The sequence below is a fragment of the Streptomyces sp. SID5910 genome (genome assembly GCF_009862125.1).
Lineage (GTDB): Bacteria > Actinomycetota > Actinomycetes > Streptomycetales > Streptomycetaceae > Streptomyces.
In genome coordinates, this window is record NZ_WWHX01000745.1 from 1 (window position 1) to 14462 (window position 14462).

Sequence of the window (14462 nt, forward strand, 5' to 3'; positions counted from 1 at the left end):
GCAGCCACCTGCTCCCCCAATTCGATGGCCTCACCCAACCGCCCCACGTCCCGGTAGGACGTGGCGAGCCTGACGCGCGCAATCAGAGTATCGGCGTGGTCCGCACCCAGAATCCGCTCGCAATCCGCAGCCACCTGCTCCAGCAAGGCCACAGCTTCGCTCGTCCGCCCCACCAAGCTGTAGGAGGCGGCGAGGCTGGCGCGCGCTTTCAAGGTGCCGGTGTTTTCCGCACCGAGAAGCCGCTCGCTTTCGACGACCACCTCCTCGAGTACCGCAATGGCCTCGCTGGCGCGCCCCTCGTCCCAGTGTGAGGAGGCGAGAGCGACACGCGCGGTCAGGGCATCGAGACCTTCCGCCTCCAGCGTGTGCTCCGACCCGGCCGACTCTTGCTCCTGGGCCTCGCTCGTCCCCCTCGGCTGCCTGGAGGATGCGGCGAGGTCTGCGCCGGTGGACGAGCCATCGGGCTGGCCCACGCCCGTGCCTGCGGATGGTCGACCGACTACGGAGCGGTCAGCGTCCGGCCAGGGTTCCGTCGGCTCGACTCCGAGCAGACGGGCTGTCGCGGCTGCCGCGCGGGCGATGGGGCGGGCTCCGGTGGGCAGGCTCTCGGTCGACAAGGGGGAATGCAGCACTACGGGGATACCGTGTGGGGCCTGGACACTGGCTGCAAGGTGATCGGTGAGGGCGAAGTGGGCGTCCCACAGCTGGTGGCGGGTGCACATCTTGGTCAGGTGCGCGGCCGCGGCAGGGTGAAAGTGATAGGTGATGTCGGCCTCGCCGCATCGCGTCGCGGTCAGAAGACCGGCGGTGAGGAACTCGGCTGTGTCTGCGAGACCGGCCTCCGGAACGAGGCGCTGTCGGAGCACATCCAGAACAGGCAGTGTGAAGGAGCCGAGCGGCGCTGCCGCGATGGCAAGGCGCACCGCCGGTGCTTCACGATCGTCCGTGAACGCTTCGGCCTGTGCGCGGACCTGGGCGTCAGTGGACCTCGTCTCGGGCTGGGCAGCCATTCCAGGGCGAGGGCGCAGAGGAGAACGGCCTGTGGCGGGTACGAGTACAGCGCCGCAGCCCGAGGGGTCAGTGCGCATCAGGGTGCGAGCCCAGGTGAGGATCTGGTCGGGTTCCAGCTGCATCACTGGCAGCGCTTGCCAGGGCTTCGTTTCCGGTGTTTCGCGGAGGAGCCGCGGAGGGCGGAAGGACAGCACGCGGCCCGGGGCAGCGGGGACGGGCGCGGTCGCGGTGGTGCGAGGCAGGTCGAGGCCCGAGCGCTGCCAGAGGCGTCTGGGCAGTGGGTTGATCAGGGCGACCGGCGCCGTGCGGCCCCAGGCGTGCAGGGTCTGCCACAGGGCAGCCTGCCGCCAGGCCGGTGCTGCGCAGTCCGAAACGACAAGCAGGAGGCGGCGGGCCGGCTGCGTGACGTGGGAGGCATCCGCCGACACGGGAATCGTCCGGCCGTGGTGATCATGCAGAACAGGCGGCTCGTCGGGTGGGTGCTCCAGGTGCCAGAGGCGGACGGCACGGAAGGCTGCCAAGGCGCGCAGCGTCTGGGTGAAGACGCGAACCGCCTCATCCCAGACGGCCATCGCAGTGCCGCGGTCCAGGACGACGATCACCTCCAGCCAGGGCTCTGGAGCAGCAGCGAGCCGAGGGATGAGCATCCCCGTACGGGTGTAGTGCTCTACGGTGGCGTCGACATCGAGCCGACGGTGAGCCCCCGACGGCCAGGGACGGCGCAGCGGACGCAGGGCGCGGCCAATGCCCAGTGCGTCGGGCAGCGCCGTGGCGCGGCCGATGGTCGCCTGCTTGCCGGTAATACGGTGAGTGCTCGTCGGGTCCTCGAGCCATACCGAGGCCGTCGGATGAGCGGTGCCCGCCGTGTCTACGGCATGTGCCGTCTGCGTGGCTTCTTTGGGGGAAGCACCCTCTTGGGAGGTCCTCTCAGGCTGCTCTGTGTCTTCCATGCCGAAGCGTTCAGGGTTGTGGAAGCGATCGGCGCGTACCCAAGCGGCAGCGAGGACCACGGCGTCGAGGAGCTGTTCGACGTCGATGTCGCCACTGCCTGGCGACGCGAGCCGTACCAGGCGGCCGGCCGTGTCCTCAGCCACGTCCGAGCCCTTGCAGGAGCAGCGCCTCCAGGCTCTGGCGCTGTGCGGGGTCCGGTACGTGATCGCCACGCAGAAGGTAGACAGCGCTGAGGAGTTGGTCGATGGCGACGTATTCGCCCTTGTCCATTCTTTCGAGGAAGTGGTGAACGAGATCGGCGGTGGCGGGATCCTCGATGGCGTCGAGGTGGGCGGTGACGATGTCGGAGAGTGCTTGCTCGGAGAGTGGCGGCATATCGAAACGGATGCAGCGGCGCAGGAACGGAGCTGGAAACTCACGTTCGCCGTTGCTGGTCAACACGATGACGGGGAACTCGCTGCTCTGCACCCACCCGTCGAGAACGACGTGCCGGCCGTTCTTGTCGGCGGTACGGACCTCGATGTCCGGCTTGGGATGCCTGGCGAGTTCGGGAATCTCGAATCCGCCTCGTTCGAGGACGTCGAGGAGATCGCTGGGCAGGTCGAGGTCGCTCTTGTCGATCTCGTCGATCAGTAGCGCGCGGGGAACCGCGTTGGGCAGCAGTGCGGTGCCCAGGGGGCCGAGCTGAACGAAGTCACCGATGTCGTCCTCATGCTCGGCGCTCTCCGCCTTGCCGGTGAGCGTGCGCAGGTTGTGGGCGTGGATGCGGCCGAGGGCGTCGTAGCGGTACAGCGCGTCGGCGAGCGTACTGCGTGAGGTGATGTGCCAATGGAGTACCTCGCCCAGGCCGAGTTCGGCCGCGACCTGCCGGATGACGGTGGACTTGCCCGACCCTGCCCTGCCGGTCAGCAGCAGGGGGCGGCGCAGGTGAAGGGCGGCGTTGACGGCTTCGACAAGCCCGGGAGCAGGTCGGTAGGCGGTCGCCAGGTCGGTGGGTCGTTCAGCGTCGGCGTCCTGGGAGTCTGCCCTGTGAACGGGGTTGCGCCAGGGGGGCGGGGCCGGCAGTCGGGGCGGGCTCTGGGCCGCCGGAAGGCCCGTGCCTTTGTAGTACGGGGCCCAGTTCATAGTCGCTCCTTGGGCGTTGTCTCGTGCGGTGCTCTGACGACTGCACGTGCGCGTCTTTGACAGAAGACCTGCCAGTGTGTGTCGTGCCAGGCCGCTCTGACCGTGGCGAGGGGTTCGAGGCCGTCCTCGCCGGGGCTGGTTCCGGACAGCTGTGTCCGGTAGGCATGGGCGATCTGCTCGGGCAGGGCCTGCCAGTGACGGGCGACAGAGTCCTTGAGCAGTCGCGCGTCGCTGATGTCCTTGTGCCGAGGCCACACCAGTGCGGGCGTGTGCTCGAGGAGTTCCTGCGCGATGAATTCCCAGTCCGTCTCGGGCGTGGAGGTCAGGGACCAGACCTTCTGCCCGCGCCCGTGGTTGCTCAGGTGGTCCTGCAACTCTTCGAGGGCCGTCAGGTGCTCCTCGTGAAGCCACGTGGGGCCAAGGCACGCACCGCCTTCCAGGGAGGCCAGGAGCCGTTCCCCCACCTGCAACATGTCGTCGACGGTCATGCCCGCCGGTGGCGTCAGGAGACCGGACCAGCGGGTGGTGACAACGTAGTTGACTCCCAGCTTGGCCTTGTGGACCAACTGCTCTTCGGGAGGGCAGTCCAGCAGCACAAGAGTAGGTGCGGCGACGTCGATGTGCTGCAGGGGCCTGCCGACGATGTTCGCCCATGGTGCTGCCCAGGAGATGGCCTCGGTCATGGCTGCTGTGAGGCTGTTCCGCTGCCGACCGCAGGGGAAACGCTGGTTGGTGAGGACGGCTCGGCCGAAGAGCAGCCAGGCGTCCACCGCGACGACGTCTTCGGTGCCCTCGTCGGCCAGGACCAGTACCAAACGCGGGGCCTGCACCTCGTCTCGCTGCTCATTGAGGTCGCTCAGGCGGCTGTTGACGGCCGGGGCCAGTTCCAGGTCCTCGGCCCAGGCGATCACCTCCTCCGGCAGACGGTCCGAGTGCCCGGTGATATGGGCCAGGGCGGCCACCAGATGGGCCAGGGCTCGCTGTGAGCCCTCAGCTGCACTGCCGTGATGGACGGCATGCTCGACCAAGTCTCTCAGGCGGGGGGCTTCATGCCTCACGAAGTCCAGGGGGAAGCCCGCGAGCATGCCGGCCAGCCTGAGATTGTCCTCCGTCAATGCCGTGCCGAACGCGGTACTGATGACGTTCAGTGTCTTCCGTCCGGCTGTGAGCTCGCCCAGCAGCTCCCGCAGCCGCTGTACGGCGTACCAGGAAGCCCCATTGACTGACGGCGAGTCGACTTTCAGCCAGGCAGCGATCTCCTCCTCGGTGGACAGCCGCAGACCGGGGTCGATCCGCTGGACGGTCTCCCGTACCGCCTTGCCGGCGATCGGACCGAGAGGGCCGCCGCTCCCGGCGGCGCGGTTGCGGGCGAGCCACAGGGGTGCACCGAGGGACGCGGTTCCTCTGAAAGAGCTCAGCCCCGGTTGCTGACCTTGGATTCGTTCACTGAGTCTGTCCAAAAGGTTGTCATCCAGCTTCAGGACTTCCTCCGGTCCGGGCCGGCCTTCCTCCATGAGGCGGACGAGCTCCGTGCTGAGCCTCATGTCGAAGGCCTGCTCCTTCGCGGTGGCCGCGAACAGCAGAGCGAACTGAACACTGCCGTCCTGCCGGCCGGCGGTGATCCTGGAGGAATCCGGCACCGCTCCGCCGGCGAAACAGGTGTCGACGATGGCGATCAGGCCGCTGACACCAGGGTGATTCAGCACACCGCCCAGCAGGGCGGGCACAGCCACGTTGGACAGCTCCGGGTCGTTCTCTCTGCCCGACGTCACGAGGTGCAGGGGCGTGCCTTCACCTGACTCGCCGTGGCCCAACAAGGCCAGAACGAGCGGGCCGCCGTCACGCTGCGCCGCCTGAGCAGCGCGCTCCACGGCGGCGACGACCCTGTCCCTGCCCAGCCCGGTGCCGACCAGCAGGGAGTCCCCGCCGCGGTCCGCACAGGCGCCCAGCCGAGGGTTCACCAAGGCGGCGTGCAAGGCCTGGGCGGCCTCTTCCAGGCCCTCCAGCCGCGAACCGTCCCTGCACTGAGCACCCACGACGAGCACGTTGCGCGGAGGATTCGTCGCACTGCTCACGGGCGCAGAGCCTCGATCACCGGTCGGGCCACCGCACCGTGTTCCAGGTATCTCGTGGCGGTGTGCGTCCACAGACCACGGGAGTCGACGCGTGTGGTGATGGCCTTGACGCCGCCCGCGCTCGGGCCGATCCAGTGGGCCAACTGCGGCCGCCCCACGACGATGTCGTCGCGGTCCCAGAAGTTCAGCCAGGACGCGACGTTCTCCGGGCAGGACGCAGGGGTCGGCACCAGGCGGTCCAGTACCACCGCTCCCAGCGCGAGTGGGGAGCCCAGCGTGACCCAGAGGGATACGGAGGCGCCATATTCGTGCAGGGCTTCGTAGGCGACCACCGTTCCCAGACTGTGCGACACCACCACCAAGGGGCGTTCCGGGTCCAGACCGTCCACGACCCGGGCACGGACGGCGGCGCCGACGTGCGCCTTCTTCGCACGGCGGTCCAGATAGCGTCCCACCTGGGCAAGGTGCAGCAGAAGCGCCTTGCCGTTCATCCATTGCGCTGTCTGTCGCATTCCCGGCAGGCGCAGCATGGTCGTCGTGACACCGACGAGACGGCGTCCGATGTCGCCCGGTCCTTGCCCCTGACGTCCTGCCACCGCGGCGTCGAGCTGGAAGCGGGCGTCGCGGATGACTCGAGCACCCTGTGGGCTGTCCTCCGGCGGAACCTGTTCGGACAGCTCCTCCAGCATGGAGTCCAGCATGCCCGCGAGGAATGGCACTTCATCCGGGTCGAGCTCACCGGCCGCCGCCCCGCCCTGGGCGCCACGGCGGTGGAACAGATCGCTGTAGTCGGCGAACGTCACGTCCGCGAGCCAGCCCTGTGTCAGCGCGGAGATCCAATCCGCCAGCCCGGCATCCCGCGCTCCGGTGGCAAGCGCTTCGAGCCACTGCCGGCGTTCACTCACGCCGTCTCTCAGGCCGCCGATCCCATGGACGAACAGCAGTTGAGGCTTCCCCGTGTGCATGACGCCCCTCCCCTTCCCTCGCAGGAAGATTATTGTGCTGTGCCAGGTGTGGGCCGGGGGACGGAACCAGCCAGTAACCACGAGGATGTACAGCCGCCCCTTGCCTGGTCAGCGGCACTCATACCCCGCCCCTGGCGAAGTCGATGGGTGCCCGCCCAGGTCCTTCGGCCGTCTGTGCCAGACCGATATTCCCTGGCCTCTCCGGTTGCCGGGGAACGTGACCTTCGCGGTCGCAAGGTCGATACTGCGCCGTAGGACTCCTGTCGGAAGGCGCCCGACTCGCCTAAGGGGTCCTGACGCCACATCATCAAAGTTGGCATCAGTACCGCCAGTACCCGCACACGACCGCCGCGGACCCGCGAGATCACGAACCGTTCATACCAGCTCTGACCAGCAGAAACACAGGACACAAGCCCGTCCGCCAACCTGCATAGGAGATACCCGTGAGGATGCTCATCAACGTTCCCGAGACCGTGGTCGCGGACGCGCTGCGGGGTATGGCCGCCGCCCATCCCGAGCTGACCGTGGATGTCGAGAACCGGGTGATCGTGCGGCGGGACGCCCCCGTGGGCGGGAAGGTCGCCCTGGTGTCCGGGGGCGGGTCGGGGCACGAACCGCTGCACGGCGGATTCGTGGGGCCGGGGATGCTGTCGGCGGCCTGTCCGGGTGAGGTGTTCACCTCGCCGGTCCCGGACCAGATGCTGCGGGCCGCGGCGGCCGTGGACAGCGGGGCCGGGGTGCTGTTCGTCGTCAAGAACTACACCGGTGACGTGCTCAACTTCGACATGGCCGCCGAACTGGCCGAGGACGAGGGCATCCAGGTCGCGAAGGTGCTGGTCAACGATGACGTGGCGGTGACGGACAGCCTCCACACGGCGGGGCGGCGCGGCACGGGCGCCACGCTGTTCGTGGAGAAGATCGCGGGCGCCGCGGCGGAGGAGGGCCGTCCGCTGGAGCAGGTGGAGGCCATCGCGCGACGGGTCAACGACAGCTCCCGGAGCTTCGGTGTCGCCCTCAGCGCCGTCACCACACCGGCCAAGGGCAGCCCCACCTTCGACCTGCCCGCCGGCGAGCTGGAGCTCGGCATCGGCATCCACGGGGAGCCCGGCCGGGAGCGGCGGCCGATGATGACCTCGGGCGAGATCGCCGAGGCCGCCGTCGACGCGGTACTGACCGATCTCGCCCCGAGCAGTCCCGTCCTGGTCCTCGTCAACGGCATGGGCGCCACGCCGCTGCTGGAGCTGTACGGCTTCAACGCCGAGGTGCAGCGCGTGCTCGGCGAGCGCGGTGTCGCCGTCGCCCGCACCCTCGTCGGCAACTACGTGACCTCCCTCGACATGGCGGGCGCCTCGGTCACCCTGTGCGAGATCGACGAGGAGCTGCTCGGACTGTGGGACGCGCCGGTGCGGACGCCCGGACTGCGGTGGGGCATGTGACGGTGGACGGGGAAAGGATCGGAACGTACCTACCAGGCAAGGAGATCCTGTGCTCGACGCCGACTTCTTCCGCCGTTGGATGACGGCGACCGCCGCGCTGGTCGACCGCGAGGCGGAACGGCTCACCGCCCTCGACTCGCCCATCGGCGACGCGGACCACGGCAGCAACCTCCAGCGCGGGTTCACGGCCGTGACGGCCACGCTGGAGAAGGAGGCGCCCGACACCCCCGGCGCGGTCCTGACACTCGCCGGCCGGCAGCTCATCTCGACCGTCGGCGGCGCCTCCGGGCCGTTGTACGGGACGCTGCTGCGCCGCACCGGCAAGGCACTCGGCGACAGCGCCGAGGTGAGCGCGGAGCAGCTGGCCGAGGCGCTGCGGACGGGCGTGGACGCCGTCCGCACGCTCGGCGGCGCCGCGCCGGGCGACAAGACGATGATCGACGCGCTGGTGCCGGCCGTGGACGCCCTCGATGATTCCTTCGCCGCGGCCCGCGCCGCCGCCGAGGAGGGCGCCGAGGCGACCACGCCGCTTCAGGCGCGCAAGGGCAGGGCGAGCTATCTGGGCGAACGCAGCATCGGGCACCAGGATCCCGGTGCCACGTCGGCGGCCCTGCTGATCGCGGCACTCCAGGAGGCGGCCGGTGAGTGACGAGAAGCTGGTCGGGATCGTGCTGGTGTCGCACAGTGCCGAGGTCGCGGCCTCCGTGGCCGAGCTGACGAAGGCCCTGTCGGGCGGCGGCGCGGCGGTGCCGGTGGCCCCGGCGGGCGGCACCGCGGCCGGCGGGTTCGGCACCAGCTCCGAGCTGGTGTCCGCCGCCGCCGCGTCCGTGGACCGGGGCGCGGGTGTCGCCGTCCTCGCCGATCTGGGCAGCGCGGTGCTCACCGTCAAGGCCCTGCTGGCCGAGGGCGACGAACTGCCGGACAACACCCGTCTGATCGACGCGCCGTTCGTCGAGGGCGCGGTCGCCGCGGTGGTCACGGCGGCGACGGGTGCCGACCTGGCGGCGGTGGAGGCGGCGGCAGCGGACGCGTACTCCTACCGGAAGGTGTAGAGCACCGAGGACGCCGGGGGCGGGGCCGGGTGCGCGCGCCGCCCCCGCCCCCCTTCTCGGGGCGCCGGCCGCTCAGTCGCCGTCGATGAAGGCCCGGGCCAGCCGCTCCCCCGTCCGCTCGGTGGCGGCCGTGTCCTCGATGGGCTCGGTCTCGGAGTCCTTGAAGACGATGTACGTCACCCCGGAGGCGACGCCCCCGCCGCTCGGGTCGGCGGGCACGCCGAGCGCCTCTGCGGCCGCGTAGGACGCCTCGCCGATGATGTCGCGCGGGCCGATGTCGCCGACGACCGCGTACCCCACCCGGTCCCCGTGGACGAGGGCCACGACCGAGCCGCCGCGCACGCCGTCCGCGCGGTGGTCCCAGATGTCGCTGGGCTGGGGGACGACGACGTAGGGCAGTTTCTCCGCGTCCAGCGGGCCGCCGTCGGAGCGGGTGTAGGCCGTGGCGGCCGTGAAGTGCGGGTCGGTGCGGGAGTTGCAGCGCTCGCCGCGCCGGCCGTCGCAGTCGATGTCCAGGTCGGCCTTCCAGAACACGGCGTCCCGGGTGCCGCAGACCGGGATGTCCGCCCGGGTCCCGGCGTCACTGCGGTAGCGGCCGTGCGAGACGGGGTCGCAGTCCCTGGTCCTCGCCAGCAGGTCGGCGGCGCGGACGGGTCCCTGGCGCGTGCCGTCGGCGGGCCGGGTGCCATCCGCCGGCCCGGTGCCGTCGGCGGGCCCGGTGCCGGTGTGCGAGCGGGGCACGGGCCGGACGCCGGAGCGCGAGCCGGCCTCGCGCTCCGGTCTGAGGCGGGCCAGGGCCTCGGGCACGGACGCCTCCCGGGGGCGGGCACCCGCCTCGACGATCGGCCCACGGCGGGAGAGGGCCTCGGGCGCGAACGCCTCCCGGGGGCGGGGGCCGGCCTCGGTGGCGGTCCGGGCCGGGGACTGCTGCCCCGGCCGGGGCGGCAGCGGTCCGGCGGGGAACGCCGTGGGGGCGAGCAGGGCGGCGCTGGCCGCGACCAGTGTCAGCGACTGGACACGCACGTTGTGTGGCCTCTCCTGGGGGACATGGACGGACACTCGGGCCCATCTGTCCCCGGTTCGAGCGCGCGGACCACCATCACAGGGCCAGACGGTGCACGACCCGGCGTGCGACGGGGGCCGGGCGGGCCGGGTCCGGTACCGGTTCCGGCCAGCCCGGCCGCCCGCGCCGGCGCGGGATCGGCGACGACAGCAGTCCGCGCCGCGGGCCGCAACTCACCTGCTGCTACAGGGGTGTTGGGCCCTCAGAGGGTCCAGGATACGTAACCCTTCCGGGTGATCGGCCACGGCGGCCCTCTTGATGTGATCGCGTCATGGCGGCATATTGGTCCGGACCATTGCCGTCTGGCCGCCCCGGGAGGCAGAGCCGTGCGAGGCGTCCCCGTACCCACCCCCCACCTCGTCCCGCGCCCCTCGGCCCAGCGCCGTTCCGCGCTGCGCCGCTGCGCCCTGCTCTGCGGTGCCCTCGCGCTGGTCTCGTCCTGCGGCTGGGGCGCGGGCGGCGACGACGGCGGGGGCGGCGGCCTGCCCGGGGCGCCGACGGGCGTCACCGCCGACGCGGGCAGCGCGACCAGCGTGCACGTGATGTGGAACGCCGTCGCCGGGGCCGAGGCCTACGAGGTGTACCGCGGCGCCACCAAGGTGACGGAGGTGCCCGCCGCCGACCGCATGACCGACGTCACCCGGCTCCGTCCCTCGACCGCCTACGTCTTCACCGTGCGGGCGCGCGACGCCGACGGGCGGCTCGGGCCGAACAGCGCGGAGGTCCGGGCGACGACCCCGGCCGCCGCGGCCGCCGACCGCACCGCCCCCACCCGGCCCGCGGGCGCGCACGGCCGGGCGGCGGGCAGCCGGGCGGTCCAGCTGACCTGGTCCGCGGCGACCGACGACCGGGGCGTCGTCTCGTACGACGTCTACCAGGGCGACACGAAGATCCACAGCGTCGGTGGCGCCCAGACCGCGGCCGTCGTCACCGGTCTGCGCCCGGGCACCCGCTACGCGTTCACCGTCCGGGCGCGGGACGCGGCCGACAACGTCTCCCCCGCCAGCGCCGCCGTCCGCCTCACCACCCCGGGCGCCGACGACGGCCGCGCCACCGCGCCCACCGGCCTGCGCGCGGCGACCCACCGCGCCGACGGGGCGTACTACATCGACCTGGACTGGGTGCCGCCGCGCGCCGACGGGGTGGTCACCGAGTACGAGATCCAGTTGGACGGCAGCAGGGCCACCTCGCTCGTGTACGGCGGCGACGCGCCGCGCGACCGGGCCGAGTACAGCTTCTACGCCGGGCAGGAGTCCGGCGTCACGCACCGGGTGCGGGTGCGGGCCAAGCTGCCCGACGGCACCTGGGGCGGCTTCTCGGCGGAACGGACGGTGACGACCGGCCGGGAGCGGTGACGCCCCGGCGAGGGCGGGCGCGGTCGGTGGGCGTGTCACCTGGCCGGTCGCGCTCCGCATGCGGGCCCGGTCGGCGCGCTGTTGGCTGCCGCTGAGGGGGCAGCACGGGCGATCCGAACTCGGCGGCGCAAGGGATGTCCGCCAACCGTGCCGCCGGAGGGCAGTCGACATGCGCATCTCATCGCCACTTCTCCGCTCCGGCCTGACCGTGGCGGCCGCCGCCGCGCTGCCGGTCGCCCTGGCCGCGGGTCCGGCCGCCGCGGGTCCGGGGATCTCGGTGAGCACCACCGGCAGCACGGTGTCGGTCACGACCACCGCCTGCGCCCAGCTGAACGGCAGCTGGGGCACGGCCTCGCTGCTCACCAGCAGCCAGGGCAGCTTCGCCGAGGGCCGCCAGGTCGCGCTGTCGGGGACCGCCGGGGGCCAGTCCGCCGCGTGGTCGGGCATCACGCCGGGCACCTACACGGTCGTCGTGGTGTGCTCGAACAACAGCACCGCCGGCACCCAGACCGTCATCGTGTCCACGGCGCCCTCGCCCTCCGCCTCCCCGAGCCGGTCCGCCTCCCCCACTCCCTCGTCCTCCGCGTCGCCGCGCGGGGTCCTGGGCGGGGTCGGCGGCGCCATCCAGGACTACAGCACGGTCACCCTCGTGGCGGGCAGCACGCTGATGGGCGGCGGGGTCATCGCCGCGGCCTGGTTCCTGCGCCGCCGCTCGAAGCCGTACCGGTTCTGAGGGCACCGGTTCTGAGCCCGCCGGTTCTCAGCGCACCGGCTTCGGGCGCCCCGGGCTCGCCGCGCGAGCGTCACGACGGGTCGTCGGCCGCCGGCAGTTCGGCGCACTCCGCCAAGGCGTGCCTGAGCCACTGGGTCCAGAAGGTCTCCAGGTCGATGCCGGCACGCAGCACCAGGTGCCGCAGCCGGTCCTCGGCGCTGTCCCTGCCGGGCGGGAAGTCGCGTTTCTCGATCTCCTCGTACTCGGCCAACTGCCGCTCGTGCAGCTCCAGATGGCGTCGCAGGTCCGCCTCGATGCCGGCCGTGCCCACCACGGCGGCGGCCCGCAGGCGCAGCAGCATGGTGTCCCGCAGGGGCCGCGGATCCTGCGCGGTGGCGGTCCACCGGGCCAGTTCGTCGCGGCCCGCGGGCAGGACCTCGTAGCTCTTCTTCTGGCCGCGGGCGGGCTGCTGCGCGGGCAGTGCGCGGATCAGCCCCTGTGCCTCCAGTTTTCCCAGCTCGCGGTAGATCTGCTGGTGCGTCGCCGACCAGAAGTAGCCGATCGACTTGTCGAACCGGCGGGTCAGCTCCAGCCCCGACGACGGCTTTTCGACCAGGGCGGTGAGGATCGCGTGCGGGAGTGACATGGGCTCATCCTAGGGACGGCCCACGCCGCTCCCCACGCCTCCTACAGTGCCGCCGCCAGCTCGGTGCCCTGCTTGATGGCGCGCTTGGCGTCCAGTTCGGCGGCCACGTCGGCGCCGCCGATGAGGTGGGCGCTGCGGCCGGCGGCGACCAGCTCGTCGTACAGGCCGCGGCGGGGCTCCTGGCCGGTGCACAGGACGACGGTGTCGACCTCCAGCACCGTGGACTCGTCGCCGATCGTGACGTGCAGTCCGGCGTCGTCGATCCGGTCGTAGCGCACGCCCGGGACCATGGTGACGCCGCGGTGCTTGAGCTCGGTGCGGTGGATCCAGCCGGTGGTCTTGCCGAGACCGGCGCCGACCTTGGACGTCTTGCGCTGGAGCAGGTGGACGGTGCGCGGCGGCGCCGGGCGCTCGGGTGCGGCGAGCCCGCCGGGCGCGCGGTAGTCCATGTCGACGCCCCACAGGCGGAAATACGTCGTGGGGTCCTCGTGGGCCTTGTCGCCGCCGTCGGTGAGGAACTCGGCGACGTCGAAGCCGATGCCGCCCGCGCCGAGGACGGCGACGCGGTCGCCGACGGGGGCGCCGTCGCGCAGGACGTCCAGGTAGCCGAGGACGCTCGGGTGGTCGACGCCGGGAATGTCGGGGACGCGCGGGGTGACTCCGGTGGCGACGACGACCTCGTCGTGGCCGGTGAGGTCGTCGAGCCCCACCCGGGTGTTCAGCCGTACGTCGACGCCGTGCGCGTCGAGCTGCGTACGGAAGTAGCGCAGCGTCTCGTCGAACTCCTGCTTGCCGGGGACCTTGCGGGCGACGTTGAGCTGGCCGCCGATCTCGCCGGCGGCGTCGAAGAGGGTGACCTCGTGGCCGCGTTCGGCCGCGCTGACGGCGCAGGCCAGTCCGGCCGGTCCGGCGCCGACGACCGCGACGCGCTTGCGGAGCCGGGTCGGGGAGAGGACTAGCTCGGTCTCGTGGCAGGCGCGCGGGTTGACCAGGCAGGAGGTGATCTGCCCGCCGAAGGTGTGGTCGAGGCAGGCCTGGTTGCAGCCGATGCAGGTGTTGATGGCCTCGGGCCGGCCGGCGGCGGCCTTGGCGACGAAGTCGGGGTCGGCGAGCATCGGGCGGGCCATCGACACCATGTCGGCGGTGCCGTCGGCGAGCAACTGCTCGGCCACCTCCGGGGTGTTGATGCGGTTGGTGGTGACGAGCGGCACCGACACCTCGCCCATCAGCCGCTTGGTCACCCAGGTGTACGCGCCGCGCGGCACGGACGTGGCGATGGTGGGGATGCGGGCCTCGTGCCAGCCGATGCCGGTGTTGATGATGGTCGCCCCGGCGGCCTCGACGGCCTTGGCGAGCGTGACGACCTCCTCCAGCGTGGAGCCGCCGGGGACCAGGTCGAGCATGGACAGGCGGTAGACGACGATGAAGTCCTCGCCGACCGCCTCGCGCACCCGGCGGACGATCTCGACGGGGAAGCGCATGCGGTTCTCGTAGGGGCCGCCCCAGCGGTCGGTGCGCCGGTTGGTGTGCCGGGCGATGAACTCGTTGATCAGGTAGCCCTCGGAGCCCATGATCTCGACGCCGTCGTAACCGGCCTCGCGGGCGAGGCGGGCGGTGCGGGCGTAGTCGTCGACGGTCCGCTCGACCTCCTCGTCGGTCAGCTCGCGGGGCACGTGGGGGCTGATCGGCGCCTGGAGCGGGCTCGGCGCGACGAGGTCGGCGTGGTAGGCGTAGCGGCCGAAGTGCAGGATCTGCATCGCGATCCGGCCGCCCTCGCGGTGCACGGCGTCGGTGACGACGCGGTGCCGCTCGGCCTCGGCACTGGTGGTGAGCTTGGCGCCGCCGGGGTAGGGGCGGCCCTCGTCGTTGGGGGCGATGCCGCCGGTGACGATGAGGCCCACTCCCCCGCGGGCACGGGCGGCGTAGAAGGCGGCCATGCGCTCGAAGCCGCGCTCGGCCTCCTCCAGGCCCACGTGCATGGAGCCCATGAGGACCCGGTTGGGCAGGGTGGTGAAGCCCAGGTCGAGCGGGCTCAGCAGGTGGGGGTAACGGCTCATCGGGCCCTCCGTGC

The 14462-nt window shown here is 71.7% G+C and carries 12 protein-coding genes; 5 read left to right on the forward strand and 7 right to left on the reverse strand.

Annotation, left to right across the window (positions count from 1 at the left end; all coding sequences use genetic code 11):
• The 4 genes from GTW67_RS38220 to GTW67_RS26320 all read right to left on the reverse strand — a co-directional run.
• Positions 1–2105 (reverse strand): SAV_2336 N-terminal domain-related protein (locus tag GTW67_RS38220; protein ID WP_161167270.1); only part of this gene is annotated, 2105 nt, incomplete at its 3' end.
• A complete protein-coding gene (locus tag GTW67_RS26310; RefSeq protein WP_161167271.1) occupies positions 2098–3087 on the reverse strand; it encodes an AAA family ATPase in 990 nt (329 codons plus the stop codon). The genes GTW67_RS38220 and GTW67_RS26310, both read right to left, overlap by 8 nt.
• Positions 3084–5162 carry a vWA-MoxR associated conflict system protein gene (locus GTW67_RS26315; RefSeq protein WP_161167272.1) on the reverse strand — a complete coding sequence of 693 codons (2079 nt, stop codon included), beginning with the start codon at positions 5160–5162 and terminating at the stop codon, positions 3084–3086. The genes GTW67_RS26310 and GTW67_RS26315 overlap by 4 nt, the downstream gene beginning before the upstream one ends.
• Complete coding sequence (locus GTW67_RS26320) at positions 5159–6127, reverse strand: hypothetical protein (RefSeq protein ID WP_161167273.1); 969 nt, start codon at positions 6125–6127, stop codon at positions 5159–5161. The genes GTW67_RS26315 and GTW67_RS26320 overlap by 4 nt, the downstream gene beginning before the upstream one ends.
• Positions 6128–6570: 443 nt before the next feature.
• Here GTW67_RS26320 and dhaK point away from each other — a divergent pair, with 443 nt between their 5' ends.
• The 3 genes from dhaK to GTW67_RS26335 are packed head-to-tail and all read left to right on the forward strand — an operon-like array spanning position 6571 to position 8615.
• Positions 6571–7563 carry a dihydroxyacetone kinase subunit DhaK gene (gene dhaK / locus GTW67_RS26325; protein WP_161167274.1) on the forward strand — a complete coding sequence of 331 codons (993 nt, stop codon included), beginning with the start codon at positions 6571–6573 and terminating at the stop codon, positions 7561–7563.
• Between the two features lie 49 nt (positions 7564–7612).
• On the forward strand, positions 7613–8212 hold the full coding sequence (gene dhaL / locus GTW67_RS26330) for a dihydroxyacetone kinase subunit DhaL (RefSeq protein ID WP_161167275.1): 600 nt from the start codon (positions 7613–7615) through the stop codon (positions 8210–8212).
• A complete protein-coding gene (locus tag GTW67_RS26335; protein WP_161167276.1) occupies positions 8205–8615 on the forward strand; it encodes a PTS sugar transporter subunit IIA domain-containing protein in 411 nt (136 codons plus the stop codon). Before dhaL ends, GTW67_RS26335 begins: the two co-directional genes overlap by 8 nt.
• A gap of 72 nt (positions 8616–8687) precedes the next feature.
• Here GTW67_RS26335 and GTW67_RS26340 read toward each other — a convergent pair whose 3' ends face one another.
• Entirely contained in the window at positions 8688–9638 is a 951-nt protein-coding gene (locus GTW67_RS26340; protein WP_161167277.1) for a glycoside hydrolase family 75 protein, read from the reverse strand.
• 366 nt (positions 9639–10004) lie between these two features.
• Between GTW67_RS26340 and GTW67_RS26345 the strand changes: the two genes are divergently transcribed.
• A complete protein-coding gene (locus GTW67_RS26345) occupies positions 10005–11033 on the forward strand; it encodes a fibronectin type III domain-containing protein (RefSeq protein WP_524539824.1) in 1029 nt (342 codons plus the stop codon).
• Positions 11034–11202: 169 nt separating this feature from the next.
• Entirely contained in the window at positions 11203–11766 is a 564-nt protein-coding gene (locus tag GTW67_RS26350; RefSeq protein WP_161167278.1) for a hypothetical protein, read from the forward strand.
• Positions 11767–11836: 70 nt separating this feature from the next.
• Here GTW67_RS26350 and GTW67_RS26355 read toward each other — a convergent pair whose 3' ends face one another.
• Positions 11837–12391 (reverse strand): PadR family transcriptional regulator, encoded by a 555-nt coding sequence (locus GTW67_RS26355; RefSeq protein WP_161167279.1) that lies wholly within the window; start codon positions 12389–12391, stop codon positions 11837–11839.
• 41 nt (positions 12392–12432) lie between these two features.
• Positions 12433–14448, reverse strand: coding sequence for an NADPH-dependent 2,4-dienoyl-CoA reductase (locus GTW67_RS26360; RefSeq protein WP_161167280.1), 2016 nt, complete (start codon positions 14446–14448; stop codon positions 12433–12435).
• Between the last annotated feature and the right edge of the window lie 14 nt (positions 14449–14462).